Below are 24,645 nucleotides of genomic sequence, written 5' to 3' on the forward strand. Positions count from 1 at the left end.
GATATCGGTCTGTGAATACTTTTGATCTTTGGGGTGTTAAGCGTGGAGATAAGGGATGCTAAACTATTTAGCAGGTATCGGAACATGGTGACTCTGAATGCGTATCCCCCAATCCCTCTTCAGAATAACAAGGTTCGAGCGATGTCTGATATACCACACCAAAAAGAGCGGCTTCTCTCTCTCGATACATTGCGCGGATTCGACATGTTATGGATTGTTGGCGGCGGTTTTCTGTTTCTGAAACTGGCTGAGATTACGGAATGGGGCTGGGCGGATGCGCTGGCCAAACAGATGCATCATGCCAAATGGGGATCATTTCATTTTTTTGATCTGATTTTTCCGTTGTTCATTTTGATGTCTGGCGTGGTTATTCCTTATTCGCTTTACAGCAGGCTGGATAAAGGAGAATCCAAAAAGTCGATTTATCTGAAAATCATAAAACGCTTTGTGATTCTGGTCGTTCTTGGAGCCGTTTATAATGGAGCATTGCAGTTTAAATTCAGTGAATTGCGTGTGGCCAGTGTGCTGGGGCTTATCGGGGGAGCTTATGCCATTGGAGCTCTCATTGCGGTTAATTTCCGTTCGGCGAAATCACTCGGTATTTGGGTGTTGGGTATTTTGCTGGGGTACGGAGTTCTTCAACTCTTTATCCCGGTGCCGGGTTATGGAGCTGGGGTTTTAAATGGGGAGGGCAGCTGGAATGGATATATCGATCGTCTTTTGATGCCCGGGAAACTGCTGAGTAAAACAATGGATCCGGAAGGGATTTTGGCGGTGGTGGTTTCGTCATCGATCACGCTTATGGGGGTGTGGGCCGGAATGCTGCTGAAACGCGATGAAATATCGCCCTATAAAAAAACCGGGATTATTGCCGGAGTCGGGGGAGGCTTTGTGGTGGTTGCCCTGATTCTTAAAACGTGGTACCCCATCATCAAGGGGCTGGCTACGGTGCCGTATATTATGCTGTCCGGCGGTTTGAGCCTGTTGTTGCTTGCTCTGTTCTACCTCGTGATTGACGTCTGGAAAGTACAGAGGTGGACGTTGTTTTTCCGGGTGATCGGCATGAATTCGATCACGATTTATCTGGCGGTTAAAATTTTCGATTTCTGGAAACCGGCTTCTTTTATCTTTGGCGGAGTCTCCCGGTATTTTGGAGATTTTGCACCGCTGATCATCGGGCTGGGAGTTATCTGCGTTGAATGGATTTTTCTCTATTTTCTCTACGGAAAAAAGTTTTTCTAAAGGTGTGATGGGGGAGATGAAAAATTATTTTGTCATTTTATTTCTGTTGGCCGGGTTGTCTGTATCCGCCGATTCCGGGGTCCGGGAGTGGGCTGAAACTCTGTTTCCGTTTGGCCGCGATTGCCGGCAGCATGCGACTGCGGCTGCGGCTGAAAAAGGCCTCCGGATAAACGGATTCTCGGTTACGGGTATTCCGCAAAATGCTGGAATTTCCGCAGATAAACAACCGTTGTAACGAAGGCAGGATAGGAGCTGATTATGAAAATAAAGATAGGATTAAGACATGCCGCATCCAGTGATTGGAACCGTGTTGCAGAATTGATTTATATGTCGACGAATGCCTGGTATCAGGCGAAGGGAAATCCTCCGATCTTTCAGGGAGCTCCCGATTCCACCCGCCTTTTTTGCGAAGTGTATGATGAGCTGGATGCTTCCCGCTGCCTCATTGCGGCGGATGAAACCATGGGAAGCCTTGCCGGTTCCTGTTTTTATCATGACCGTGAAACCCATGTGTCGCTCGGTATCATGAACGTCCACCCTAATTATGCCGGACAAGGCGTTGCGCGGCAGTTATTGGAATATATCCTGAATTTTGCAGAAGAGCAGGGGAAACCGTTGCGTCTGGTTTCGAGTGCCATGAATCTGGATTCCTATTCTCTTTATAATCGTGCGGGCCTGGCTCCGTATGCGGTGTATCAGGATATGATTTTCGATGTGCCGGAAGAGGGCATTGAGGAGCGGACTCCCGAGGGCAAGCGGGTACGGAATGCTCAGCTTTCCGATGTGGCGGCGATGGTTGCATTGGAAGAGGATGTTCTGGGGATTCGCCGTGGTTCTGATTTTGAATATTTTATAAAGAATAAAAGGGGCGATTGGCATATGAGCGTGATTGAAGATGAGCAAGGAAATCTTGATGGTTTTCTGGCTTCGATCTGGCATCCGGCCAGCACCATGCTGGGGCCGGGGTGTATGCGCTCCGATGAGTCGGCAGTTGCTCTGATCCGTCGCGAGCTGAATTTCCGCAAAGGAAAAACGATGGTTTGGCTGGTGCCGTCGGATCGCCCGGTCATAACGCAGGCCATGTATGGACTGGGGGCAAAAAACTGCGAGCTCCATTTTGGCCAGACCACTGGAGAAGGGCCTTCCATTCGAGGAGTGGTGATGCCGACGTTTATGCCCGAAACGGCCTAGATGATCGCGGTTTGATGACCGGGTGGTCACGCGGAAATCACGCATTCATATCTGACGAAGAACCGATTTTCTTCCTTTTCCGGCCTGTTTCTGCAACGTTTATTTCATGAATCGAATATTCAGACCCTTGAAGTTTCAGACGCCGGTTTTTGAAGAGGGAAAACCGGTGTTTCCGGATGCGCCGCAGCGGGTAACGCCGTATATGCTGCATAATATGCGGAACTGGAAGTGGGAAGTGGAGATCAAGGAACTGACGCTGCAGTATGTAATGAGCGGGCATATTGCGTATCAAATGGAGGGGCAGACCGTCCGGGCGACGCGGGGAACCTGTTTTCTGTTCCGGCCGGGACAGCGGCTGAGCGGCCGGGCGATGGACGAAAGGCCGGTAACGATGTTTGCGGCGCATTTTGCGGATCTTCCGGACGTTGAAAATATCCGAGGGTTGATTCATGCACCAATCCGTGAGGTCAGTCTGTTTGAAGCGACGGCGGAATATGCCGTGAAGTGCCGGCAGCGCGAAGAGTCTTCTTCCGGCATCCATACCGAAACGGCGCTGCGTCAATTGTTCCATCTGTTGCAGGATAATCTGGATCTCGGGCATATTAGTGCGGTCCAGCAGCAGGTGGAAGCCCTGCTGGAGCAGATCAAACGTGAACCCGGTCTGGACTGGCGGGTGGACGTGATGTGCGGGAAAATCGGGATTTCGCGCTCGCAGCTGACTCGTTGGTTTAACCGGCTGACGGGAACTTCGCCTAACCGTTATGTGATTGAGCACCGTATTGCACAGGCGATTCAGTTGCTGGGTATGACGACGAGTTCCATCGCCGATATCGCCGCTGCACTGGGCTATACCGATGTGCCCTTTTTTATCCGTCAGTTTCGCAAAGAAACCGGGATGTCGCCGGGTTCGCTGAGAAAAGCGGAAGAATAGTGAGTGCTACAATAGTCCAACTATTGGAAAAATAGTTTTCTTAGGGTTTGAAGGTCGTTTTGTTATATCTCTTCACTATGAAAACAGAAAAAAGCACATCCTCTCTATCCCGTCGCAGTACGCTGAAAGCCGGCGTCTTCACCGCAGGTGCCGTCGCAGCGCCTACGATTATTCCAGCTTCCGTTCTGGGCGGTCAGGCACCATCGAAAAAACTGACGATGGGTTTTATCGGTGTCGGCAATCAGGGCACCAATGTGAATTTGAAAAATTTCCTGTCGCAGGACGACTGCCGCGTTGTGGCGGTTTGCGATGTGAAGGCGAATAATCAGGACCATGCGCAGCAGATTGTGAATGAGAAATACGGTGATAAAGGGTGTGCCGGCATTCCGGATTTTCGCAATATGCTGGCTCGTAAGGATATCGATGCGGTCTGTATTTCCACGCCGGACCATTGGCACGTTCCGATGTCGATCCTGGCGATGGAAGCCGGTAAACATGTGATCAGCGAAAAACCGACCCTGACGATTGCCGAGGGGCGCGAGCTGGTGAAGGTGCAGAAGAAGACCGGAAAGGTGTTTACGGTCGGCCTTGAGGACCGTGCGGTTATTCATTATTACAAGCTGGCCGAGGCCGTCCGCAACGGAGCCATCGGCGACCTGATTAAAATTGATGTGGGGCTGCCCTACAAATCCTGGAGTTATCCGAACATGCCGGAAATTCCTGTGCCCGATGATTTCAACTACAGCATGTGGCTGGGTCCTGCACCATATAAACCCTACACGGCAAACCGCACGGAGCCGCAGGCCTGGCGTCAGCAGGATGCCTTTGCCGCCGGTGTTCTGACCGATTGGGGTATGCATCTGTGCGATACCGCCCAGGTCGCCAATTTCTCCGAACGGACCAGCGCGGTGAAAGCGGAACCCATTAAGTTCATCGTTCCGAAAAATTCCATGAACGACGTGCCGAACTATTTCGATCTGAAATTCACCTATGCAAACGGCGTCACGATGAATGTACTCTCGTCGCAGCCCCGTATCATGTTCTATGGAACTCAGGGCTGGTGCGGATGCGACGGATGGCGTGGCCAGTTGATGGCGCATGACAAGCGCATCCTGAAAGCGAGATATGAAGATAACAAAATCTGGAAGATGCCGCCCTATGAGCAGCGCAATTTTCTCGATGTGGTACTTCATGGGGCAAAACCAAATTATGATGCTGAAGATCTGCATCGTCTGAGCACGACACTGCTGACCGGATCGATTGCCATGAAGCTGAACCGGACGGTCAAATGGGATCCGGAAAAGGAAGAATTCCCCGGCGACAGCGAAGCCAATGCACTCCGTTCCCGCGAAACGTCCAACGATTGGAAAAATGCTTAGTTTCTGTGTTCCCGGGCCGGGACTCACGTTCAATGAAAAAGGTACGATATGAAAAAAACAGCACTGACAGCATTACTCCTTTTCGCCGCCGCGGGTTATGCCGAAGAGGGGTTTCATATCTATAAAAGTCCGGGCGTCACCTGGACGCCGAAGATTCCGGGGCAGGAGTGGATTGTTCATCAGAAGGACCGTCCGCAGCCGCCGCGGGTTAAACCCGCTCCGTATCCGGGAATGACGCCGGCTCCGTCGGACGCGATACTGCTCTTTGACGGAACGTCACTGAATAAACTGAATACGAAATGTCCGGTCGTCGATGGCGCACTTCGGGTCAGCGGCGGCATTTCATCCAAGGATGCCTTCGGCGATTGCCAGCTTCACATTGAATGGCGGACGCCGACGGAGATTAATACCAATAAAATCAACAATTCGGGAAACAGCGGGATTTTCCTGATGGGAAAATATGAAATTCAGGTATTCGATTCTTATTCGGTGGAACTCTATGCCGATGGCTCGGCCGCTGCGGTCTATGGTCAGACGCCGCCGATGTTCAACGTCTGCCGGAAGCCGGGCGAGTGGCAGACGTATGACATCTTTTTCAAAGCACCTGTGTTTGATGAAGAAACGCTGGTGACTCCGGCCTATGTCACGGTCATGCACAACGGAGTCTTTGTCCACGTTAATACCGAGATTACGGGACCGACCAAACACAATAAAGCGCTGCTCTACGAAGCACATGAACCCCGTCGGCCTTTCTGGATTCAGGCCCACGGCAGTCCGGTTGAGTATCGTAATATATGGATTCGGGATCTCGGAAAATAAAGCGGCAGGGAGCTTTTGCTATTGTCCGGAAGCTTTAACGAGGGCGAAAAAACGGTCTTCGTATTTTTCCCACAGATTGTTGAGTTTCAGCATTTTGGCCAGACCGTTTATTTTTGAAGGATCACGCGAGGCTTCGAGAAAGGCCTGATCGATATTATCGGTCAGGCGTTTCTTCATATCAACAGACTGCTGCTGGAAATCCTGCATATTGCCCTGGGCGGAATGCTGAACGAGGTCGACCATCAGCTTCATCAGGCAGACTTCCCACGGATCATCAACGCCGACCAGAATGGAACTTAACGGATCATCTTTTTCCGCCACTTCCTGTTTAACGCGGTCGAGCACATTGTTGATGTGATCGCTCACCACGTATTCTTTCAATTCCTGTTTTTCCAGCGAAAATCCATATTGAATGATCCGGAGCTCATTCGCATGTTCGCGCAGCCAGTCGGCATACTCCTGGGCCTCGGCGCCCAGATCGCCGACATCCACCTGGCCCAGTGACTGCGGGGTGATGATGGCCGGTTTCAGTGCCTTCAGGTGGCCTTCGCGGACCACCACTTTGTCCAGGCTGTCCATATGCTGGCATACCAGATAGTAATTCACCACGGTATCGCCGAAGGTCTCCAATTGGCCGGTGGGTGTGGTAATCAGTTCGGTATTGTTTACCGCATACCAGAAATCAAACTGTTTATCGTTGCTCATAACGTACTGGACCTGTCTGTTTGAGTAATGTTCGGAAGATGAGTCGAATACTTACTTCATATTCTTTTCGTTGGCCTGATAGTCGGCAAATTTCATTGAAACCACCTTGGAGATGCCGCGGGTCTGCATGGTGACACCGTAGATGACACTGGCTGCGGCAATGGTCTGGCGGCTGTGGGTAATGATAATAAACTGCGACTGAGTCAGAAAATCGGTCAGGGCTTCGACAAAGCGGTTGATGTTGGCATCGTCGAGCGCCGCGTCGAGCTCGTCGAGCACGCAGAAGGGGCTCGGCTTCACTTTAAACAGCGAGAAAAGCAGGGCCACAGCGGTCATCGTGCGCTCACCGCCGGAAAGCAGCGAGATGGTCTGCAGTTTTTTTCCGGGGGGGCGGGCGATGATTTCAATGCCGGCTTCAAGCACGTCTTCGTCGTCGGTGAGCACCAGTTTGGCGGAACCTCCGCCAAAGAGCTTTTTAAACATTTCCTGAAACTCGGTGTTCACCTTATTGAAGGTATCTTTAAAAAGTTCAGTGGTTGTGTTGTTGATCGTTTTGATCATATCCAGCAGCTGCTGTTTTGCGGCGGCGAGGTCTTCCTGTTGCTTCAGAAGAAAGGTATAGCGCTCTTCATGTTCGGCATGCTCTTCGATGGCAACAAGGTTCACCGGTCCCATTGAATTGAGTTTAGCCTGCAGTTCGGCCACGCGGGTTTCGATGACTTCGCGTTCCGGAACTTCATCGTTTTCCCAGTGGGGAGCTTCGGCTTCCGCCAGCTCCTCTTTGGTGATTTGGTAGGCACCGGTGACGCGCTCCAGGGCATTGTCGTGGCGCATGGTGAACTCGGCCTTTTCCACCTCATACGTTGATTTTTTATTCAGTTCATTTTCCAGATCGCGCCGGATCACCTGCAGACGGTTTTCCGCCGTGGTCAGAATCTGAATGGTTTCTTCGCGGCGGGAACGTTCTGCTTCAAGCGTTCGGGTGGTTTCATCCAGCCGATCTTCCAGAGGCTGGATTTTATTCTGTTCGTCCTCGATGGAAACCTTGAGGTCTTCAATGCGGCGGTTATAGGAATCCACGCCGCTCGACCGTTCGTTAATCAGTTCCTCAAGTTCAGCGATGCGGGCTTCCATCGGCTGTTTCCGGTTGTTGAGGTGTTCGAGGATATTGGTTTTCTGGGAATAAACAATGCGATGCTCGGACGTGATCTGAAGAGCGCTGTTGCGCTCCTCTTCAACGGTGGTCAGCATACGGGTCTGCTCCGCACTGGCCTGGCGTACTTCGGACTGGCGGTTACGGCAGTTCTGCAGTTCTGTGGCCAGTTTCCGGCGCATCTCAGCGCCTTCACTTTCGTTCTCCTGCAGATTATTGAATTCAAAGGTTACGGTTTCAACACGATTGCGTGCGGTTTTGGTTTCCCGGCTGACCACCTGCAGTTCACCTTCCTGTAAGGCAAGTTCGCGCCGGAATTCTTCGAGCATCTGGCGGGCGCTGTTAATGGATTCCACCATGGTTGATTCGTCGGACCGCAGTGTTTCAAGCTGGTTTTCCAGTGTCAGGATCTCTTCCTCCAGTCCGTTGATTTCGCTTTGCAACTGCTCGCGTAACTGATGGCGGGCGAGCGGACTTTTATCCTCGGTGCCCGGCATCCAGATCTCCGATGCGCCGCATCCGGAAATCACGGTACCGTTCTGGGTCACGACCACCGTGTCGGCGGACAGTACGTCGGGAATCTCCACCTCGGAGCCGACCACACGCACATTCCAGAAAAGACGGCGAATCAGCGGAGCGACGGCATCATCAAAAGTAATACAGTCGATCAGCGCCCGGCCGATGGCGGAGGAGTCCAGTTGGGCTTCTTCCCTGGCTGAGGCCACACTCAGCAGGCGGGCACTGCCGGCTTCATTATCGCGCAGCCAGTTGAGTGTCTCGCGCGCAAAGGCTTCATCGCGAACCACAACGGCATCGATGCAGGGGCGCAGAATGGCTTCCAGTGCGGTCTGATATTCCGGCGAAGTGGTCATTTGTTCGGCCAGCGGTCCGATAATGCCGGAATGGTCGGGGGTGAAATCATCCGGGGGATTGAGCAGGATTTGTGCGCCGGGCGGGAACCCTTCCTGCCGGGCTTCGCCGCCGGAAAGCATTTCATGCCGGGCGCGCTTGGCGGCCGCGGTTTTCTGCAGTTCGTTGAGCTTGCGTTCACTTTCAACAATGCGGTCTTTGCGCGATGCCCGGTCGGAATTGAGGCTGTTCAGGGTATCGGCCTGTTCAGCCACCTTACTCTGAAGTGTTTCAACCATTGCCGTCATTTCCTCTTCACGTTCGGTAAACGAGGCCAGCGAGCGTTCGAGTTCGGCCTTTTCGGTGGCGAGTCGTTCCTTTTTCAGCATGGCCTCGCGGTCGCGTGCGTCGAGGGCATTCAGTTCATTCTGCATTTTGGAGGCTTTGGAATCGAGAGCGACGGATTCATTGCGCAGCTCGTTGAGAGCCATCCGTGTGGCATTCATTTTTTCTTCGGCCTGTTTCTGAATTTCGGTGACTTTTTCCAGTTCAATGCCGGCCGCCTCTTTTTCGACTTCCGCTTCCTGAATGTTGCTGATGATTTGTTCAAGTTCTGCCCGGTGAGACTCCAGGCGCACCCGCGCCTCCTCCGTCTCCTGCGTATTGCGCTGGGCCAGCGTGGTCAGCTCGGCAATCCGGTCGGTGTTCATGGTGATCAGGTTTCTGGTCCGCTCCAGTTCACTCCGGGCGGCGGAAGCCTGTTCCATCGCCTGCGAAATGCTTTCTTCCAGCCGGGTAAGGGCGGAGCGTGAATTTTTTGCTTCTGCTTCCGCGGATTCCACTTGTTTGTGGAGCTCATTGACCTTGTGTTCCAGCACCTGGAGTTCGCCGGAAAGCTCGTTGATCTTCTGGGCATATTCTTTCAGACGCTGGTTTGTGACATAAAGATCCAGGCTGCGCATCTCTTCCGAGAGTTCTTTATAGCGCCGGGCTTTTCCGGCCTGGCGCTGAAGCGAGATGATCTGTCGTTTCACTTCGCGCACGACATCGTCGAGGCGGAGCAGGTTGGCCTCGGTATGCTCCAGTTTGCGCAGGGCCTCTTTTTTGTCGGCTTTGTATTTGGTGATGCCTGCGGCTTCTTCAAAAACGGTGCGGCGGTCATCGGCACGCGCCGAAAGAATCTGGTCGATTTTTCCCTGTTCGAGTACGGAGTAGGAATCGGTGCCGACGCCGGTATCCATGAACAGACGCTGGATGTCTTTTAAGCGGCAGGCTTTGCGGTTCAGAAAATAGCCCGATTCGCCGGAGCGGAAAACGCGGCGGGTAATGCAGACTTCGTCGTATTCAATGCCGAGGGCTTCCGTGCAGTCGGCCAGCGTGATGCTGACCTCGGCCATGCCGAGCGGTTTGGACGAGTCGGTACCGTTGAAAATGACGTCTTCCATTTTCGCTCCGCGCAAGGCGCGGGCACGCTGTTCACCGAGTACCCAGCGAACGGCGTCGGAAACATTACTTTTTCCGCAGCCGTTCGGACCCACAATCGCCGTCATACCCGGCTCGAAGTCCAGCTTGGTCTTATTCGCGAAGCTTTTAAATCCAACAATTTCCAGGGTTTTCAGATACACAAATCTTCCTCCAAAAAAGCGATCGCCGAAACTAACACAATCCGCAGAACGGAGAGAAACCGAAACTGGGTGGAAATAGGGCGTTCGGACAGGCGGAATAATTTAGAAAAACCGGGGCAGGGAATTATTCTGCCTTCACCTTACATGGCCTAATATGGAGTCCGGAATGACATTTACTCAGAGGAAAACGGAACCGTGGTACCGGAGCAGAACGGATGCCGGGGCACGAAGCGGTATGAAAAGGCGGGCAATGAATATGCTACTGGAGATTGAGCCCAGCGGGGAGATCCGGGGCATGTGCTGCCGATACCTGTCGATTTCTGTGTACTGAAGGGTAAGGGAACGGTGTCGGTTGGCGAAGGGGGACTCAACATCTCCGGGGGTCAGATGATTTCTTTCGCGCCGGATTTTTCCAGTAGCTGGAAGAATGAGATCTCGACCCCGGCTGAGGCTTTCGTGATCAAATCCATCGGATAGAGCTGTTTGGCAGAGGCAGGTACGGGCTGCTTCAATGCAGCAACGGCGGAATCGAAGAGTGTAGATGCTGCAATTTGCACATGAGAGCATTTTTTAAATATGTGGTAACGGTTTTGATCTTTCAGTATGGTTAAGTTATGAAAAATTTTATGAAGGTTGTTTGGGTGCTCGTTGCGGTTTCGCAAACGATTGTTGCTCAGAAGTTTTATTCTGCGGAACAGAAACAGTGGGCTCTGGCGGTTTCAGCTATACTTACAGAACGAAACCAGGAAGATTTATTTGCCTTAACCGGCGCGCCTCAAATTCAGCTTGCCGTTGATGCGAAAAAAGAAACACTGGTGACGTGGTGGAGTGTGGATTCCCGCAAAGAGCTTCTGGAAGTGATGCGATGGGCACGCGATGAAGGTCATCGGGCAGTCTATGAACGCATCCACAAGAATCTGGATAAAGCCGGGTGGTGGCCGGGTTTTCAGTATAAAATTCGGAATGCAATGGATCCGCAGTATCAATACCGATGTAATTTTGTTATGGAGCATAAAGATGACCTTAAGGCGGAGCAGCTGGTGGCTTGGGATATTGGCAGGGTGGTTTCTCTGGCTCGTTGGGGGGTGTTGTGTGGGTACTTACAGGAAGAGGAGGCCTGGAATTGGATTATGGAGGCTGCCCAGCAATTACAACAACGGTACAGCTCATGGGAGGAATTCGCGACGAATTATCTGTTGGGGCGGGAATTTTCGACGCGGTACCGTTCGACTGATGCGGTTCATTTGTATCACAAGGCGGCTTTCTGGAACCTGAACAATGTGTACAGTCCCTGGAAATGTATGGAATGGGACCTGGATCTGTCGGGAAGCAATGTCAAACCCGAGTCTGCAGAATTGCCGAATGTCTCGGATTATTATTTAGCTCTTGAATATGATTGGGATGATTCTGCAGACAAGGCCGTCGGCCTTTTAAAAAAAGTGGCCGGCAAAGGTGAATCCCTGTATCGAGGGTTGGCGTACCGTCGAATGGGACATGTCTATGAATATGGGCGAAGCGGAATTTCCAAGAATTGGAAAAAGGCGCTCGAATATTATGAGCAAGGGGCGGAATTCAGTGAGGGCAACTGCCTTTTTAAGCTTGGCTATGCCCATTATACGGGAAAAGGCAGGCCAAAGGATTTTTTGAAGGCGATGGATTATTGGCGGGCAGCAGCTGATGCCGGGAATGTGGATGGGTTGACCCATCTCGGTATTCTTTACAGCGATGGTAAAGGGGTGGAGAAAGATGTTGAAAAAGCGGCTGCCTATTATCGTGAAGCGACCATGTGGGGTGCAACTTCTTCTGAAAATAATCATGCATGGATGATGTATGAAAATCCGGAAATCTGGGAACCCGATATTGCCATTCGCATGGCTTATAACGGAGTCCAAAAATGGGAATGCAATCCTCACTACCATACGCTGGTGAAAGTATTGATGAAGGCAGAGCGGTGGGACGAGGCTGGGCGTGCGCTCAATCAGTGGCAGCGGTTCGATATGCGGAATAGGGAGATCTATGATCCCGTTGCGGTCCCGGAAAAATTCAAGAAACTGCGTAAACAGATTCGGGATGAACGGGTGGAGTCACATCGCCGGTTTGTATCCTCCGGCACCGCGGCGGACTGAAAAATGTCGATCACGCTCGAAGTTCTCGTGATCAATTCGTTGAATTAACCGAGAAAGAACGCTAAGCGCCGAAAGGCGGTATTTTTTGCGCTCTATCGGGTTTTTGCAGTTAAAAAGTTTTATCGGTCGGAACCGGTTTTGGCGATTTCGGTCATGAGGCGTGCGCCGTCGAGGCAGGCGACGTAGGGCTTGAGATCTTCGGCATTTTCGATGACGTAGTCGGTCAGCTGTTTTTTGACCACACTCTGAAGTTCCTCGGGGTTCCAGGGTTTGGAAATATAGTGGTGCAATTGGGCTTCATTCACAGCCCGGACAGTATCTTCGAGGCCGGCCTGGCCCGTGATGAGAATTTTGCGAGAATCCTGATATTCGTCATTGTTCTCAAGAGAAACGAGAAAATCCACGCCGCTTTCGCCGGGCATCATGTGGTCGCACAAGGCAAGGCCGAGCTCAAGGCCTTCTTCTTCGAGTTCGGTAAGGACGTCGCGGGCGTCGTTGACATCTTCGGCGGCCTCGATGCGGAAGGCGCCGGCAAACGGTTTGAGGTCGCGGATGACGGCTTCGCGGACTTCGGCTTCATCTTCTACACACAGTATGGCAATTTTTTTCATGATGGGTTCTCCTGACTTGATAGTAATACAGATTCCGCCGCACCTTCAACGGGAAGGGTGATGGAAAATTCTGTGTGTCCGGGTTCCGATGTTACGTCGATGCGGCCCCCGTGCCGGGTAATGATATTTTTAGTGATGGAAAGGCCCAGTCCCAGTCCGAAGTCGACGCGGCCTTTGCGGGTGGTGAAACGGAGCTCAAAAATTTTATCAATATTTTCCGGCGAAATTCCCGGACCGTTGTCGATGATGCCGATGGTGACGGTGTCGGTGTCGCACCGGGTCCGGATCATCAGCCGGCCTTTATTGCCCATGGCATCGAGGGCGTTTCCGATGATATTGGTCCAGACCTGATTCAGTTCGCCGGCGTTGGCAATGATGTCCGGAAGGGTTCCGTACTCTTTTTCAACAGTCACGTTGCGCAGCCGGTTGGAGAAGAGCAGGAGCGTATCGTCGATCCCTTTGTGGACGGAGATGTATTCATTTTCGGGGTGGTCGGCGTGGATGTAGGAACGCAGACTCTGCACGATGCCGGAGATGCGCCCGGCGCAGCTGCTGATGTTGCGCAGTGCGGAGCCGATCTGGTGGTAGAGTTCGAGCTGCTCCAGCTGTTCGGTCGGTGAGCCGGAAATATCGTTGCTCAGCAACTCATATTCCGCGGCACTGTGAATGCCGATTTTCACCAGACGGTCGGCGAGCTCGGCATCGTTGATTTCGGCAGTGAGTTTTTTGCGTTCTGCCCGCTGCTGGCGGGTGGATACGGATTCCGAGTGGAACGAGCGGTCGAGGATTTGCTGCATGCTGCGGCCGTTGGCAATCTGATTTGAGAGGGCGAGCAGGTCGTTGTGCACAAAGTCGGAGGCGCGAATGATGGCTGCGACGGGATTGTTGAGCTCGTGGGCGACGCCGGCGGAGAGTTGACCGAGAGTAGCCATTTTTTCCGATTCCACCAGCATGGCCTGGGCTTTCTGAAGTTCGTCCAGCGTTTGGACCACCTGTTCGTGTTCGGCGGCGATATCTTTGTTGAGTTTGAGCACTTCTTCCTGAAGGGCAATCAGCCGTTTGTGCCGCCGGCCCATGGACTGAAGCAGTACGGAAATCAGCAGATTACGCAGAATATCGCTGTTCTGCAGGGCTTCGTCGAGCTGCCGGTTGGTGATCCGCAACAGTTTGAGCGGGGTCTGGGCACAGCAGGAAAAAACCGCGCGTGAATTCCGGGCCAGAGCAATCAGGCCGAGAATGCGCCCGGCGGTCTGCTTGTGAAAGATGATCTTTTCGCCATTAACTTTACGGTAGAGTTCCACCTGTCCGTCGAGCAGGATCCATATGCCGTTGAGCTGCTGATTCTCTTCAAACAGGGTGACGCCCGGTTCGATGCTGAGCCGGGGCGGGGAATTGAGCTGGTAGTCGAGCTCGGAAATGAGGCCGTCCTCAATCTCTTCATTGGGGAGATTGAGCAATCCTATTTGAAGGGGGTTGAAGGGCTCACTCATTCAGGCATAATTCCAAGCAGATTCCAGAGTTTGGAAGCAAATCCGGCATAAAGGATCGTGCCGAGAATACCGAACATAATGCCCGTGATGGCCATATCTTTGGTTTTTATGGCACCGGTGGAGTAGGCAATCGCATTCGGTGGAGTGGAGATCGGCAGGGCCATGGCCAGTGATGAGCCGATGGCAATGAACACGGCGGAGGCGACCGGGCTGATGGCGACGCCGGGGGCGGTGGCCAGACTCATGCCGATCGGGACCAGCAGGTTGGCGGTGGCGGAATGGGAAATGACAGAGCCCATGAGCAGGGCGGCGATGAACATGCCGCCTGCGATGAAGGCCGGCGACATTTCCGCCCAGTTGATCAGTCCGATAAGCCACTGATCCAGCCCGCTTTTGCCTACGCCGCTGCCCATGGCGATGCCGCCGGCGACAAGCCAGAGTACGCTCCATTGCATCGAGTGGAATTCTTTCTGGTTGATCACGCCGGTGGCGAGCAGTACGACCACCGGCATGAAGCCGACGATGGTTGAGGGGATGCCATGCAGCTTTTCTGTGAACCAGAGCAGAATGGTGGCGGCGGCGACAATGTAGAACAGAATGGCTTTCGGGGTGGTCTCAAATTTGGAATCGATGTCGATTTCGATTTTGGAATCGTTTTGGGAGTAGAATTTCGCAAGGACAAACCAGGCGAAAAACAGCACGATGAGCATGAACGGGATAACCATGATCATCCAATTGACGAAGCTGATGTTGACGCCTTCTTTAGCCAGTGCTCCCAGCGCAATAGCGTTGGGGGGCGTGCCGACGGGGGTGCCCATGCCGCCGATGTTGGCCGCAACGGGAATGGCGAGGACGAGACCGATTTTCGTGCGGTCACCTTCCGGCAGTTTGGCGATGAGCGGCAGGACCACGGCGATCATGGTGGCAGTGGTGGCGGTGTTGCTCATGAACATCGAGAAAATGGCGGTGATAAGCATCAGGCCGAGAATCACGCGGGAGGGCATGGTGCCGAAGGGTTTAATCAAAACGCGGACAAGGTTCGTGTCGAGATTGAATTTGGCTGCGCCGTCGGCGAGGAAAAATCCGCCGAGGAAGAGCATAAGGACCGGGCTGGCGAGTGCGCCGTAGAAGCCTTTATAAGACGGGGCATCGAATCCGGCCGGTAATGGAAGCATGGCTTTGTCGGAAATAAACAGGATTTCCAGAATAATAATCAGAGCCGCCGTGGCGTGGAGCGGGATTGCTTCTGAAATCCAGAGGGCAATCGCCATCAGAAAGATGGAGAGGACCCGGTGGCCGGCAACGGAAAGACCGTCGAACTGAACCACAAATGGAATGATGAATGCGATAACCGCAACGATGAGACCGATGATTCTGGTCTTGTTAAGCCCCTTAGCGTTCTCTGTCATATTCTATAACCCCCTGAAAAGTAAACCTGTGCATTATGCACAAAGAAAATTTACAGGCAATGGTAAACAAAAATATTGGGTATGGATTTATCGATAAAGGATTCGCATAATCCTGTTCCGGCAAAATACGGGGTGGACAAGGCCGGGGCAGTTTGTAAACGTGTACTCATCTATTTTGTAATCGGGAGAGATGTGTATGCCGGCAAAACGTAAGTATAATGTTAAGGGAACCAACGACTTTATCGTGCTTGCCGCGATTTTCTTTTTTCTCTGCCTCTGGGCAATCAAAGATGCGTGGTTTCCTTCAGAAAAAGTCCTTAGAAAACACCCTCGTGAAATGATGGCCACGTTCGAAGAGGACGGCACGGTTGAGGATGTATTGGTGGAAGTCGGCGATTCCGTGGCCGAAGATCAGGTGATTGCCCGATTGCGCAGCGACCGCATTGCCGCAGAGTATGAAAAGGCCAAAATCGATTTTACCGAGAAACGGAAAAAACATCAGATGATGGAGCTTGCCCGTAAAAATGCGGAGAAAAACGGGGTGTCGGAGCAGGGCTATGCCGATATTCTCAAAAGCGAAGAACAGGCCAGGGTTGCGCGTGAGGAAGCTCATGCAACAGTGAATGCATTGAAGGAAAAGATCGATTCCTCTGTGTTGCTTTCGCCCACCAAGGGCAAGGTGATGGAGATTCGGGTGGGGACTCATACGATGGTGGACAGTGTTCCTGCTGAATTTGGCGGTACTGTTGCTGTGGATAAAGAGGCTCGTAAAATCACCGTTTCCGGGGCGAACGGTCAGCTGCAGGAATGGGTTGCGGCGGATGCCCAGGTCCTCAAAGTTCATGACGGTGATACGGTGGAGCAGGGCGATGTGCTGGCCGCCGACCCGGCCATTCTGATTAATCCGAAAGACCATTTTTATCTGTTCAATAAGAGTCTCGCAATTTTCAGTTTTTTTGCGTTCTGGACGTTTCTGGCTATTCATATTCTGGGACGGTGATTTCCAGCTCCTGGAAAACCACCCTAATTCACTAAATATCACCGGATTAGCTTGACCGCGAAATGCGGCGGATTATTATCCGTGGTTCATTTTTGCGAAAACATTCATTCTTTTTATTGAAACGTCTATAAATCAAGGAGATACATCAAAATGACGAAACGTGATTTGGTAATGCGCATCGCCGACGAAACCGGCCTGATTCAACAGGATGTTTATGCGGTGATTCAGAAGAGCCTCGACTACATTGTTGAGGCCCTCGAAAACGACGATACCGTTGAGTTTCGTAATTTCGGTGTGTTCGAAGTCCGTGAACGCAAGCAGCGCATTGGTCGTAATCCGAATAAGCCGGAAAATGTGGTCACCATTCCGGCCCGGAAAGTGGTTAAATTCAAGCCGGGCAAGATTATGCGCGAACGGATCACCGGGGAGTAATCATTTAATTACCGATTTCCAGCATGCCGATTGCCGATTCAATTGAGAAGCGTCGCAGCCCGGAAATCGGAAATCAACACGTGGAAATCAACCAATGGCAAATAACGAGTTCCAGCCGCTTCAGGGCATGTCCGACATTCCGGCGCCGGAGATTTATCTCTGGCGCATGATGGAGGAACGGGCGCGCAACGTTTTCACCAGCTACGGCTACGACGAGTTGCGCACCCCGGTGCTTGAAAAAATCACCGTCTTTCAGCGTTCGCTCGGCGAAACCACTGACGTGGTAAAAAAGGAGATGTACTCCTTCAAGCCGAGTAAACACGAACTGGCGATGCGCCCGGAAGGTACGGCGGGAACCATGCGTCATTTGGCCGGACGCGGTGAAGAGGGGCTGAATGCGCGTGTTTTTTACATTGCCCCGATGTTCCGCTACGAGCGTCCGCAGGCCGGTCGCAAGCGGCAGTTTCATCAGGTTGGTGTTGAAGCCACCGGTGAACCGAATCCGCTGGCCGATGCGGAAGCCATTGCCTTGCAGAAAAGCCTGCTTGATGCCTGGGGGCTGACCGGCTCCACCATCAAGGTGAGCACCCGCGGTGAGCCGGATGATCGGCCGAAAGTGGCGGAAGGGTTGCGTGAGGCGCTTCGTCCGTATGAGCAGGAGCTTTGTGAAGACTGTCAGCGCCGGATCGATGAAAATGTGCTGCGCGTCATCGATTGTAAAAACGAGAGCTGCCAGAAAATCGTCGATCAGATTCCTTCTCCGATTGAATTTATGAGCGAGGCTTCGCGCGGCTATCTCGATCAGGTCATTCAGGCTTTGGACGCGATGGGTGTGGAAGTGACTGTTGATCCGAAGCTCATTCGCGGGCTCGATTATTATGTGCACACCGTCTGGGAAATCAGCCATTCTGCTCTCGGTGCACAGGATGCGCTGGCCGGCGGCGGTCGTTATCTGATTGATCTCGGTAAAAAAAGGATTCCGGGCGTTGGTTTTGCGGTTGGTTTTGAGCGTGCCATCATGGCGCTGGAAGCCTGTGGGATTTCCGGCGAACAGTTTGCACCGGAAGGCGGTATCTGGCTGGTATCGCTCGGTGAAAAAGCTCTGATGGAAAACATGAAGCTGGCGGCTGAACTGCGTGCCAAAGGTATTCGCTGCGGTATGGAGCTTGCAGCGAAAAGTATGAAGGCGCAGATGCGCAAAGCCGGCCGGTCCGGCGCGGCGAAGGTGGTTATCCGCGGCGACGATGAAATTACCAACCAGACTTTAATTATTAAAGATATGGAGCAGGGGACGCAGGAAGATGCGCCGCTTGCGGAGTTGTTCGATAGAATTTAATGGAGAAAACAATGCATCGTTACAGAACGCATACTTGCGGCGAACTTAGAAAAGAGCACATTGATGAAACCGTCAGGATTTCCGGCTGGGTGCACAGTGTGCGCGACCACGGCGGAATTATCTTTATCGACCTTCGCGATCACTACGGTCTGACCCAGGTGGTCATTGACCCGTCGAAACCGTTCTACAAAGGCGTTGAGCACTGGCGTGTTGAATCCACGATCTGCTTTACCGGAAAGGTTGTTGCCCGTTTTGAAGAGGCGGTTAATCCGAATCTTGCGACCGGTGAAATTGAACTGGTGGCGGAAGAGATGGAAACGCTGGGCGAATCCAAGGTGATTCCGTTTCAGGTTTCCAAGGATGAAGACTGCAACGAAGCGCTGCGTCTGGAATATCGTTTTCTCGATATGCGCCGCGAAAGTCTGCACAACAACCTGATTCTGCGTTCGAAAATCATCAGTCGTCTGCGCGAGCTGATGACGGCGGAAGGGTTCATGGAAATGCAGACGCCGATTCTGACCAGCAGCTCGCCGGAAGGCGCGCGGGACTATCTGGTGCCAAGCCGCGTGCATCCCGGAAAATTCTACGCTCTGCCGCAGGCGCCGCAGCAGTTTAAGCAGTTGCTGATGACTTCCGGGTTTGATCGCTATTTTCAGATTGCGCCGTGTTTCCGCGATGAAGATGCTCGTGCCGACCGTTCGCCGGGGGAATTCTATCAGCTCGATATGGAAATGGCTTTCGCCACGCAGGACGATGTTTTTGAAGTGAACGAAAAGGTGCTGCACAGCGTGTTCACCGAATTCTCCGACAAGCAGGTGGATGATATTCCGTTCACCCGCATTCCGTTCAAAGAAGCGATGTCGAAATACGGCACCGACAAACCGGACCTGCGTAATCCGCTGATTATTCAGGATGCCACGGAGCTGTTCCGCGACTGCGACTTCAAGGCTTTTGCCGGCGTCGTTGCTTCCGGCGGCAAGGTGCTGACCATCGCGGCAAAAGGCTGTGCCGGCGAGTCGCGCAAGTTCTTCGACGACATGATCAAATTTGCCCAGGGCGTCGGATCGAAAGGGCTCGGCTACCTGCGCTGGAACAACGGTGAAGTGCAGAGCCCGATCGCTAAATTCCTCTCCGAGGAAACGCTCAGCGCACTGAAGGAACTGGGTAATGTGGAAGACGGCGACGTCATGTTCTTCATTGCCGACAAAGCGAAAGAAGCGACGGAAATCGGCGCACACGTTCGTGACGAGCTTGGCAAACGCCTGGACCTGATTGATCCGAATGTCTTCAAGTTCTGCTGGATTGTCGATTTCCCGATGTATGAGCTCGACGATGAGGGCAAAGTGGAATTCTCGCACAACCCGTTCTCGATGCCGCAGGGCGGAATGGATGATCTGGAAAACAAAGATCCGCTGGATATTCTGGCCTACCAGTACGACATCGTCGTGAACGGGGTGGAGCTTTCTTCCGGTGCGGTGCGTAACCACAGCCCGGAAATGATGATCAAAGCCTTCGATATTGCGGGCTACGATGAATCGGTGGTGGCCAACAAGTTCCCGGCGCTGCACAAAGCCTTCCAGTACGGCGCACCGCCGCATGCCGGTATTGCCCCGGGGGTTGACCGCATGGTCATGCTGCTGGCCGACGAGCCGAACATCCGCGAGGTGATTGCCTTCCCGATGAACCAGAAAGCGCAGGACCTGCTGATGAATGCGCCGGGCGACGTGGAATTCAACCAGATCCGTGATCTGCACCTCCGCCTGCATCTGCCGAAAAAGGCCGAGAAGGAAGAGGGTAAAGATGAGGCTGCGGAATAATTCCAATCTTCGGAATTTTCCAAACCTTGGAAAAAGCCGTCCGTTGCGGGCGGCTTTTTTTGTTTCCGGTTGCCGGGGATTGGATAGAGTGGGGCCATGAAGACTCTTTTTTTAGCAACAGGGCTGGCGGTTTCGGCCGGGGCGGCGGAGTCTGTTTTCCAATCTCTGGAAACCGCGGGGCAGGGCATCTCCTTTTACCAGTCGAATTATGCGGTGATCGGGGCGGATCCGATTCTTGAGGCGGAGCTTCAGTTTTCGTTCAAATATCGTTTTGTGGACGAGGGTACGTTTGATGAGGGGTGGAAAAAGGCGCTCGATAATCTGTTTTTTGCTTACACGCAGACGATGTTTTGGGATCTGGAAAAGGATTCGGCGCCGTATCCGAACAATTATATGGACAGCTATTTCAGTCCGGAATTCTTCTGGCGCTGGAACGACTTTTTTCCAGAGGCTGGAAAAGCCCGGGTGGATTTGCAGTTTGGATATCAGCATGAATCGAACGGGCGGGATGAGCAATACGGCCGGACGTGGGATCGGCTGAATCTGCAACCGACGTGGACCTGGGGAGATTCCGGGAATTGGCAACGGGCAGTTGCGCTGAAAATCTGGGCACCGCTTTATGTCGGTGAAGAGATGGATGATATTTCGGACTATTACGGGTTCGGGGAGCTGACGCTTAAAACCGGTAAAAATGATGGTCTGGCCGGTGAGGTGATGCTGCGCAAAGGTTCTAGAGATTGGAACGGGGCGGTGGAATTGACGGCGTCGTATCCGATTCGTCCGGTGAATCTGTTTGTGGTTGGCCAGCTGTTTTACGGATATGGCGAAAATCTGCGTCTTTACGATGAGGAAACTTTTAGCTATCGGCTGGGAGTCGCTATTTCACGATAGTTGAGCGAAGCTGTTTTTTTCAGACAGAGCGCCAGGGAGCTGTATTTGCTCCCTGGCGTTTATGATTTGATTATTCGCCCCGGACTCTCAGGAATCCTTTGATGCCGTTGTTTGGGAGTGTCCACTCAACGGGCTCGCCGACCGGTTCGAATGGAGTGTTTGTAAGATCGTCGGAGTACTCAAGTTGCAGGTTCAGGACAAAGTTGCTTCCGTCGGGTGTAATCATGAGATGACTCAGATTGAGATCAAGAATCTCCTGTTCCGTATAGAGGCCGAAACGGGTTCCATGATTGAGCAGGGCATCGTTGATCTGCTTGTCGCTGACGCTAGGGTTGGTGCCGATGGCGATCTCGTCTTCGTCCGGAATTCCGTCGCCGTCACTGTCGGTTCCGAAGGGGTCTGTGCCTAGCACTACGAATTCGCGGTAGTTGCTCAGGCCGTCGCCGTCGGAATCGAGCGTATCGTCGAAGTAATCCGGCTGGCCGTTGCTGTTGGTGTCGGCGGGGGCATACCATTCGAAATCGAACGCGAATTCCTGGTCTGTCTCTGTGAGGAAGTTGTTGTAGAGCGGGGAGTAGCTCTTGACTTCAACAGTTCCGTCCGGGTTGATAATCAGCAGGCGCAGATATCCGTTTCCTCCAAAGGGCGAAAGGAACTGATAGTTGGCGAGCATTTGATGGACGTTCTGGCCGGCATTGTTGGCATCTGTGCGGAATCCGGTGCCGTCGCCCAGAACATGACCGTTGACGGTCAGCACGAAATCGTGCTCTTTCACCAGTTTCTGCCACAGTTCTTCACCGTCGTTGACTCCGCCCGGTGTGCTGTAGTTGTGCGGATTGTAGTTTTGAGGATTTTCCGTGTCGGTGTGATCGTAACGCAGGTCGTTATTGTTCATATAGGCATGCGTGACGAGGATGGCTTTGCGGTTGGGATGGGCATCGAGAATTGAATCCGCCCAGGCGATCGTTGAATCGCGCGGACCCCATTCCAGGCAGAGTATAATCCAGTCATAACCACCGGCTTCAAACAGATGATACGTGTTGTCCAGTTTCCCGTTTTCCATGGCTCCGCCGAAATGCGGGCGTGCTGAATAATCTCCGAACAGGAAATGATCATTCATCAGTGTGTCGCGGCTGGATGCGTTTCCGCTCGGCCCGTAATCGTGATTGCCTGGAACAAAGGCGTAGGGCAGGTGGCCGTCGAGGACGCCCATGGCTTCGCGTGCGGCTGCCCATTCGGGTTGGGAGTTAACGTTTACAATATCGCCCAGGTGCAGAACGTAGCGGATATTGTATTTCCGGGCATTGTCCCGCAGCCAGACGGTTTGGGCTGAGAAAACGCCGGGACGGTTTTGGGAGTAAATCTGCGTGTCCGGAAGAAGGGCGATGGTCCAGGCACCGTCATCGATGGCGGAATCGCCGGGCTGTGGCGTGATGGTGATTGGATCGGCCTCACGATCGCGGACGTTACGGGTCTGGATATAGAGGTTTTCAAAAAACTTCTGATTGAATCGGCTGTAGTCGACATCGCTTTGTTCCGAGCCATCATCCGCATTCAGGATTTTGTCCGGTGCCATGGCGGCCAGCAGGAGCTGTCCCTGGCCGTATGCGCCTTCCATTAAAGCGGGATAACGGGCCCGGGTATCGCCGGAAAGAATGACTTCGAAACCGGCAAAGGCGTTGAACACTTCCCATACGACATCATTGCTGTGGGTGCCGATGTGCGGCATTGTGTAGGCGATTTTTCCGGCTGCGTTAGTCGGGAATTCCTGAATGATCTGGTGGGTTGGTGCCAGGATCACAGCTTCTGTAAAATCTCCGTCTTCGCGGGTGGCATTCTGGGTGTCCGGGAGAAAGGATGGTTGAGGTTCGGTTTGGTCTGCCTGAGTGAGCTGGACGAGGTAGCCGGCGCGGTCGACATAGTCGTCGAGGATATCGGCATATGCCGCCATGTAGGCCTGATACCGGGGATCTTCACTGACAAAAGAGCCGAACAGGATGAGATCGACATCGGTTTCCGGATCGTCAGTGAATTCAAAAGGAGGTTCGTCGAGCGGGAGCGGTTGAACATGAAAGCCGGCGCGGCGCAGGGATTCACCGGCTCCGACGTATCCGCTGAATGAATCATCTGTTTCAAAAACATAGGCGGTCAATCCTTCCGGGTTTGCGCCTCCTGCTGTTGCCGGCGGATTGGGGGTCGAGCCGAATTCCGCCCAGCGGGCTCCTGCCGGCTGCGGGTCGGGGGTGACGGCCTCCGAAGGAGAGCGGCCGAGTATTTCCAGGACGCTGAGGCCGCCGTAGGAGGTGGAGGCGTCGTTGATTTCGATCAGAATTTCAATTTCACCGTTGGCACGTGGCTGTATGCTGTTGATAGATGCCACGGTATTGGTGTTGTTGACGGCTTCCAGAGAAGCAGTGTTGGTAACCGTGCCCATTGCAGTGAAGTCGGTAATAAATACTTCGGGTTCCGAGCGGTTTGAGGTGATGAAGAATTTGAAGTCGTAAACCGTATCGCCCGATGGATCGAGCCCGGCAATGATCATGGCGGCGGAAGGGTCGTTGCCTTTGTCGATATAATAGAAATCGCCGGTTGCGTTTGAAACATAGATATCTTCATTTCCGCTGGAGTTGGAGCTGGCGCGGAAAAATGCATTCGTTATCGAGATACTGACGCCGGGGGCTGTTGCACCGTTGCGGCTGATCACCGTGGAAAGGGTTTCTGTCGCAGGGAGGGCGCTTCCGTTCACGGAAAAGTTATTCCAGTGATGTCCGAATGCATCCGGACTGGAGGTTGTTTCGTTGGTCAGTCCGAAATCCACCAGAATGCGCGGGGGGACCATGGCTGCAATTTCCGATGCGGAAAGCGCCTCGTCATAGATGCATACATCGTCGATCAGGCCTTGGAAATAAGGGGCGCCGCCGTAGTCGCCGCCAATTCTGCCCCCGGTCCAGTTAAAGGCATACGTATCATCGAGCAGCGAGATGTCATTGGTTCCTGCAACTGTTCCATCGACGTAAAGTGTAACCAGATCTGCAGTTCTGTCATAAACGGCCGCGAGGTGGTGCCACTGTGCCCAGGCATCAGTGTCTTCCACCGGGCCGTCGCTGTGGCTGTTTATCTGATCGGTATTGAAACCCGGCTGGGAGGTTTCGCTGTATGAAACAAATCGGCCATCCGGAAGAATGCCCAGACTGGCAATGGGATTGTCGCCGTTTTGTCCCAGCTGGAGAATATAGGCATAGTTGCTGCCCGGATCTGCGGTTTGTTTGGCCCAGGCGGTCAGTGTGATGGAGGAATTGGCCGCAAAATGCGGCAGCGGCAGTGTGTCTTCAAGATCGAGATAGGTATCCGTTGAACTGAAAACCGAACCTCTGACGGCATCGGTGGTGATGGAGCCCGTTCCGGAGGACGGTGCAGCATGGTGGCCATTACCTGACACATCGTTGTAGTTTCCATCAAACGTATATCGTGCAACAAGTGCTGCATCTGTTTCTGAACCCAGAAAACAGAGTGCGGCCAATGCGGGTGCGAAAAGGGGTTTGAGCGTACATTTTCCGAAACCCGGAGGTGTGCTCGTTGAGACCAGATTTAACATGAATTACTCCTTTGAATTTAATAAGCCGTCTGCGGCTGTAATTG

17 protein-coding genes are annotated in these 24,645 nt (G+C 52.9%); 11 read left to right on the forward strand and 6 right to left on the reverse strand.

All coding sequences use genetic code 11. The annotated features are described in order from the left end of the window. The first annotated feature begins 204 nt into the window (after positions 1 to 204). The 5 genes from P9H32_RS15545 to P9H32_RS15565 all read left to right on the forward strand — a co-directional run bounded on the left by P9H32_RS15545 (position 205) and on the right by P9H32_RS15565 (position 5,562). On the forward strand, positions 205 to 1,242 hold the full coding sequence (locus tag P9H32_RS15545; RefSeq protein WP_431311703.1) for an acyltransferase family protein: 1,038 nt from the start codon (positions 205 to 207) through the stop codon (positions 1,240 to 1,242). Positions 1,243 to 1,500: 258 nt separating this feature from the next. Next, positions 1,501 to 2,433 (forward strand): GNAT family N-acetyltransferase, encoded by a 933-nt coding sequence (locus P9H32_RS15550; protein WP_322609835.1) that lies wholly within the window; start codon positions 1,501 to 1,503, stop codon positions 2,431 to 2,433. 106 nt (positions 2,434 to 2,539) lie between these two features. Then, complete coding sequence (locus P9H32_RS15555; RefSeq protein ID WP_322609836.1) at positions 2,540 to 3,364, forward strand: helix-turn-helix transcriptional regulator; 825 nt, start codon at positions 2,540 to 2,542, stop codon at positions 3,362 to 3,364. Positions 3,365 to 3,441: 77 nt separating this feature from the next. Beyond that, positions 3,442 to 4,743 carry a Gfo/Idh/MocA family protein gene (locus P9H32_RS15560; protein ID WP_322609837.1) on the forward strand — a complete coding sequence of 434 codons (1,302 nt, stop codon included), beginning with the start codon at positions 3,442 to 3,444 and terminating at the stop codon, positions 4,741 to 4,743. Positions 4,744 to 4,791: 48 nt separating this feature from the next. Continuing rightward, positions 4,792 to 5,562, forward strand: a complete 771-nt coding sequence (locus tag P9H32_RS15565) for a 3-keto-disaccharide hydrolase (RefSeq protein ID WP_322609838.1) — start codon at positions 4,792 to 4,794, stop codon at positions 5,560 to 5,562. Positions 5,563 to 5,580: 18 nt separating this feature from the next. Here P9H32_RS15565 and P9H32_RS15570 read toward each other — a convergent pair whose 3' ends face one another. Together P9H32_RS15570 and smc are read right to left on the reverse strand one after the other, a co-directional pair. Next, the gene (locus tag P9H32_RS15570; protein WP_322609839.1) at positions 5,581 to 6,267 is read right to left on the reverse strand and encodes a hypothetical protein; all 687 of its coding nucleotides are present in this window, start codon (positions 6,265 to 6,267) and stop codon (positions 5,581 to 5,583) included. Positions 6,268 to 6,318: 51 nt separating this feature from the next. Next, positions 6,319 to 9,894 (reverse strand): chromosome segregation protein SMC, encoded by a 3,576-nt coding sequence (smc, locus tag P9H32_RS15575; protein ID WP_322609840.1) that lies wholly within the window; start codon positions 9,892 to 9,894, stop codon positions 6,319 to 6,321. A 626-nt stretch (positions 9,895 to 10,520) separates the two neighbouring features. Between smc and P9H32_RS15580 the strand changes: the two genes are divergently transcribed. After that, positions 10,521 to 12,020 (forward strand): DUF1266 domain-containing protein, encoded by a 1,500-nt coding sequence (locus P9H32_RS15580; RefSeq protein WP_322609841.1) that lies wholly within the window; start codon positions 10,521 to 10,523, stop codon positions 12,018 to 12,020. A gap of 119 nt (positions 12,021 to 12,139) precedes the next feature. Here P9H32_RS15580 and P9H32_RS15585 read toward each other — a convergent pair whose 3' ends face one another. The 3 genes from P9H32_RS15585 to P9H32_RS15595 are packed head-to-tail and all read right to left on the reverse strand — an operon-like array spanning position 12,140 to position 15,530. Further along, positions 12,140 to 12,631: a response regulator gene (locus P9H32_RS15585; protein WP_322609842.1), complete on the reverse strand. Its 492-nt coding sequence runs from the start codon at positions 12,629 to 12,631 to the stop codon at positions 12,140 to 12,142. Continuing rightward, positions 12,628 to 14,121 carry an ATP-binding protein gene (locus tag P9H32_RS15590; RefSeq protein WP_322609843.1) on the reverse strand — a complete coding sequence of 498 codons (1,494 nt, stop codon included), beginning with the start codon at positions 14,119 to 14,121 and terminating at the stop codon, positions 12,628 to 12,630. Before P9H32_RS15590 ends, P9H32_RS15585 begins: the two co-directional genes overlap by 4 nt. Further along, complete coding sequence (locus P9H32_RS15595) at positions 14,118 to 15,530, reverse strand: SLC13 family permease (RefSeq protein WP_322609844.1); 1,413 nt, start codon at positions 15,528 to 15,530, stop codon at positions 14,118 to 14,120. Before P9H32_RS15595 ends, P9H32_RS15590 begins: the two co-directional genes overlap by 4 nt. Before the next feature lie 196 nt (positions 15,531 to 15,726). Here P9H32_RS15595 and P9H32_RS15600 point away from each other — a divergent pair, with 196 nt between their 5' ends. The 5 genes from P9H32_RS15600 to P9H32_RS15620 all read left to right on the forward strand — a co-directional run bounded on the left by P9H32_RS15600 (position 15,727) and on the right by P9H32_RS15620 (position 21,006). Beyond that, positions 15,727 to 16,530, forward strand: a complete 804-nt coding sequence (locus P9H32_RS15600; RefSeq protein WP_322609845.1) for an efflux RND transporter periplasmic adaptor subunit — start codon at positions 15,727 to 15,729, stop codon at positions 16,528 to 16,530. A gap of 150 nt (positions 16,531 to 16,680) precedes the next feature. Beyond that, complete coding sequence (locus P9H32_RS15605; RefSeq protein WP_130594406.1) at positions 16,681 to 16,962, forward strand: HU family DNA-binding protein; 282 nt, start codon at positions 16,681 to 16,683, stop codon at positions 16,960 to 16,962. A 94-nt stretch (positions 16,963 to 17,056) separates the two neighbouring features. Further along, positions 17,057 to 18,298: a histidine--tRNA ligase gene (hisS, locus tag P9H32_RS15610; RefSeq protein ID WP_322609846.1), complete on the forward strand. Its 1,242-nt coding sequence runs from the start codon at positions 17,057 to 17,059 to the stop codon at positions 18,296 to 18,298. Positions 18,299 to 18,309: 11 nt separating this feature from the next. After that, complete coding sequence (gene aspS / locus P9H32_RS15615) at positions 18,310 to 20,115, forward strand: aspartate--tRNA ligase (RefSeq protein ID WP_322609847.1); 1,806 nt, start codon at positions 18,310 to 18,312, stop codon at positions 20,113 to 20,115. 96 nt (positions 20,116 to 20,211) lie between these two features. Further along, positions 20,212 to 21,006 carry a phospholipase A gene (locus tag P9H32_RS15620; protein WP_322609848.1) on the forward strand — a complete coding sequence of 265 codons (795 nt, stop codon included), beginning with the start codon at positions 20,212 to 20,214 and terminating at the stop codon, positions 21,004 to 21,006. A gap of 70 nt (positions 21,007 to 21,076) precedes the next feature. Here P9H32_RS15620 and P9H32_RS15625 read toward each other — a convergent pair whose 3' ends face one another. Further along, positions 21,077 to 24,601 (reverse strand): laminin G domain-containing metallophosphoesterase family protein, encoded by a 3,525-nt coding sequence (locus P9H32_RS15625; RefSeq protein ID WP_322609849.1) that lies wholly within the window; start codon positions 24,599 to 24,601, stop codon positions 21,077 to 21,079. Between the last annotated feature and the right edge of the window lie 44 nt (positions 24,602 to 24,645).

The organism is Pontiella agarivorans, assembly GCF_034531395.1.
Classification (GTDB): domain Bacteria; phylum Verrucomicrobiota; class Kiritimatiellia; order Kiritimatiellales; family Pontiellaceae; genus Pontiella; species Pontiella agarivorans.

What these genes read in the sequence shown, in the direction of transcription:
- P9H32_RS15565 (WP_322609838.1), top strand. Translation starts at nt 4,792, where the DNA reads ATGAAAAAAACAGCACTGACAGCATTACTCCTTTTCGCCGCCGCGGGT.
- P9H32_RS15560 (WP_322609837.1), top strand. Translation starts at nt 3,442, where the DNA reads ATGAAAACAGAAAAAAGCACATCCTCTCTATCCCGTCGCAGTACGCTG.
- P9H32_RS15605 (WP_130594406.1), top strand. Translation starts at nt 16,681, where the DNA reads ATGACGAAACGTGATTTGGTAATGCGCATCGCCGACGAAACCGGCCTG.
- hisS (WP_322609846.1), top strand. Translation starts at nt 17,057, where the DNA reads ATGGCAAATAACGAGTTCCAGCCGCTTCAGGGCATGTCCGACATTCCG.
- P9H32_RS15590 (WP_322609843.1), bottom strand. Translation starts at nt 14,121, where the DNA reads ATGAGTGAGCCCTTCAACCCCCTTCAAATAGGATTGCTCAATCTCCCC.
- P9H32_RS15620 (WP_322609848.1), top strand. Translation starts at nt 20,212, where the DNA reads ATGAAGACTCTTTTTTTAGCAACAGGGCTGGCGGTTTCGGCCGGGGCG.
- P9H32_RS15625 (WP_322609849.1), bottom strand. Translation starts at nt 24,601, where the DNA reads ATGTTAAATCTGGTCTCAACGAGCACACCTCCGGGTTTCGGAAAATGT.
- P9H32_RS15545 (WP_431311703.1), top strand. Translation starts at nt 205, where the DNA reads ATGTTATGGATTGTTGGCGGCGGTTTTCTGTTTCTGAAACTGGCTGAG.
- P9H32_RS15555 (WP_322609836.1), top strand. Translation starts at nt 2,540, where the DNA reads ATGAATCGAATATTCAGACCCTTGAAGTTTCAGACGCCGGTTTTTGAA.
- P9H32_RS15585 (WP_322609842.1), bottom strand. Translation starts at nt 12,631, where the DNA reads ATGAAAAAAATTGCCATACTGTGTGTAGAAGATGAAGCCGAAGTCCGC.
- P9H32_RS15550 (WP_322609835.1), top strand. Translation starts at nt 1,501, where the DNA reads ATGAAAATAAAGATAGGATTAAGACATGCCGCATCCAGTGATTGGAAC.
- P9H32_RS15595 (WP_322609844.1), bottom strand. Translation starts at nt 15,530, where the DNA reads ATGACAGAGAACGCTAAGGGGCTTAACAAGACCAGAATCATCGGTCTC.
- P9H32_RS15580 (WP_322609841.1), top strand. Translation starts at nt 10,521, where the DNA reads ATGAAGGTTGTTTGGGTGCTCGTTGCGGTTTCGCAAACGATTGTTGCT.
- P9H32_RS15570 (WP_322609839.1), bottom strand. Translation starts at nt 6,267, where the DNA reads ATGAGCAACGATAAACAGTTTGATTTCTGGTATGCGGTAAACAATACC.
- aspS (WP_322609847.1), top strand. Translation starts at nt 18,310, where the DNA reads ATGCATCGTTACAGAACGCATACTTGCGGCGAACTTAGAAAAGAGCAC.
- P9H32_RS15600 (WP_322609845.1), top strand. Translation starts at nt 15,727, where the DNA reads ATGCCGGCAAAACGTAAGTATAATGTTAAGGGAACCAACGACTTTATC.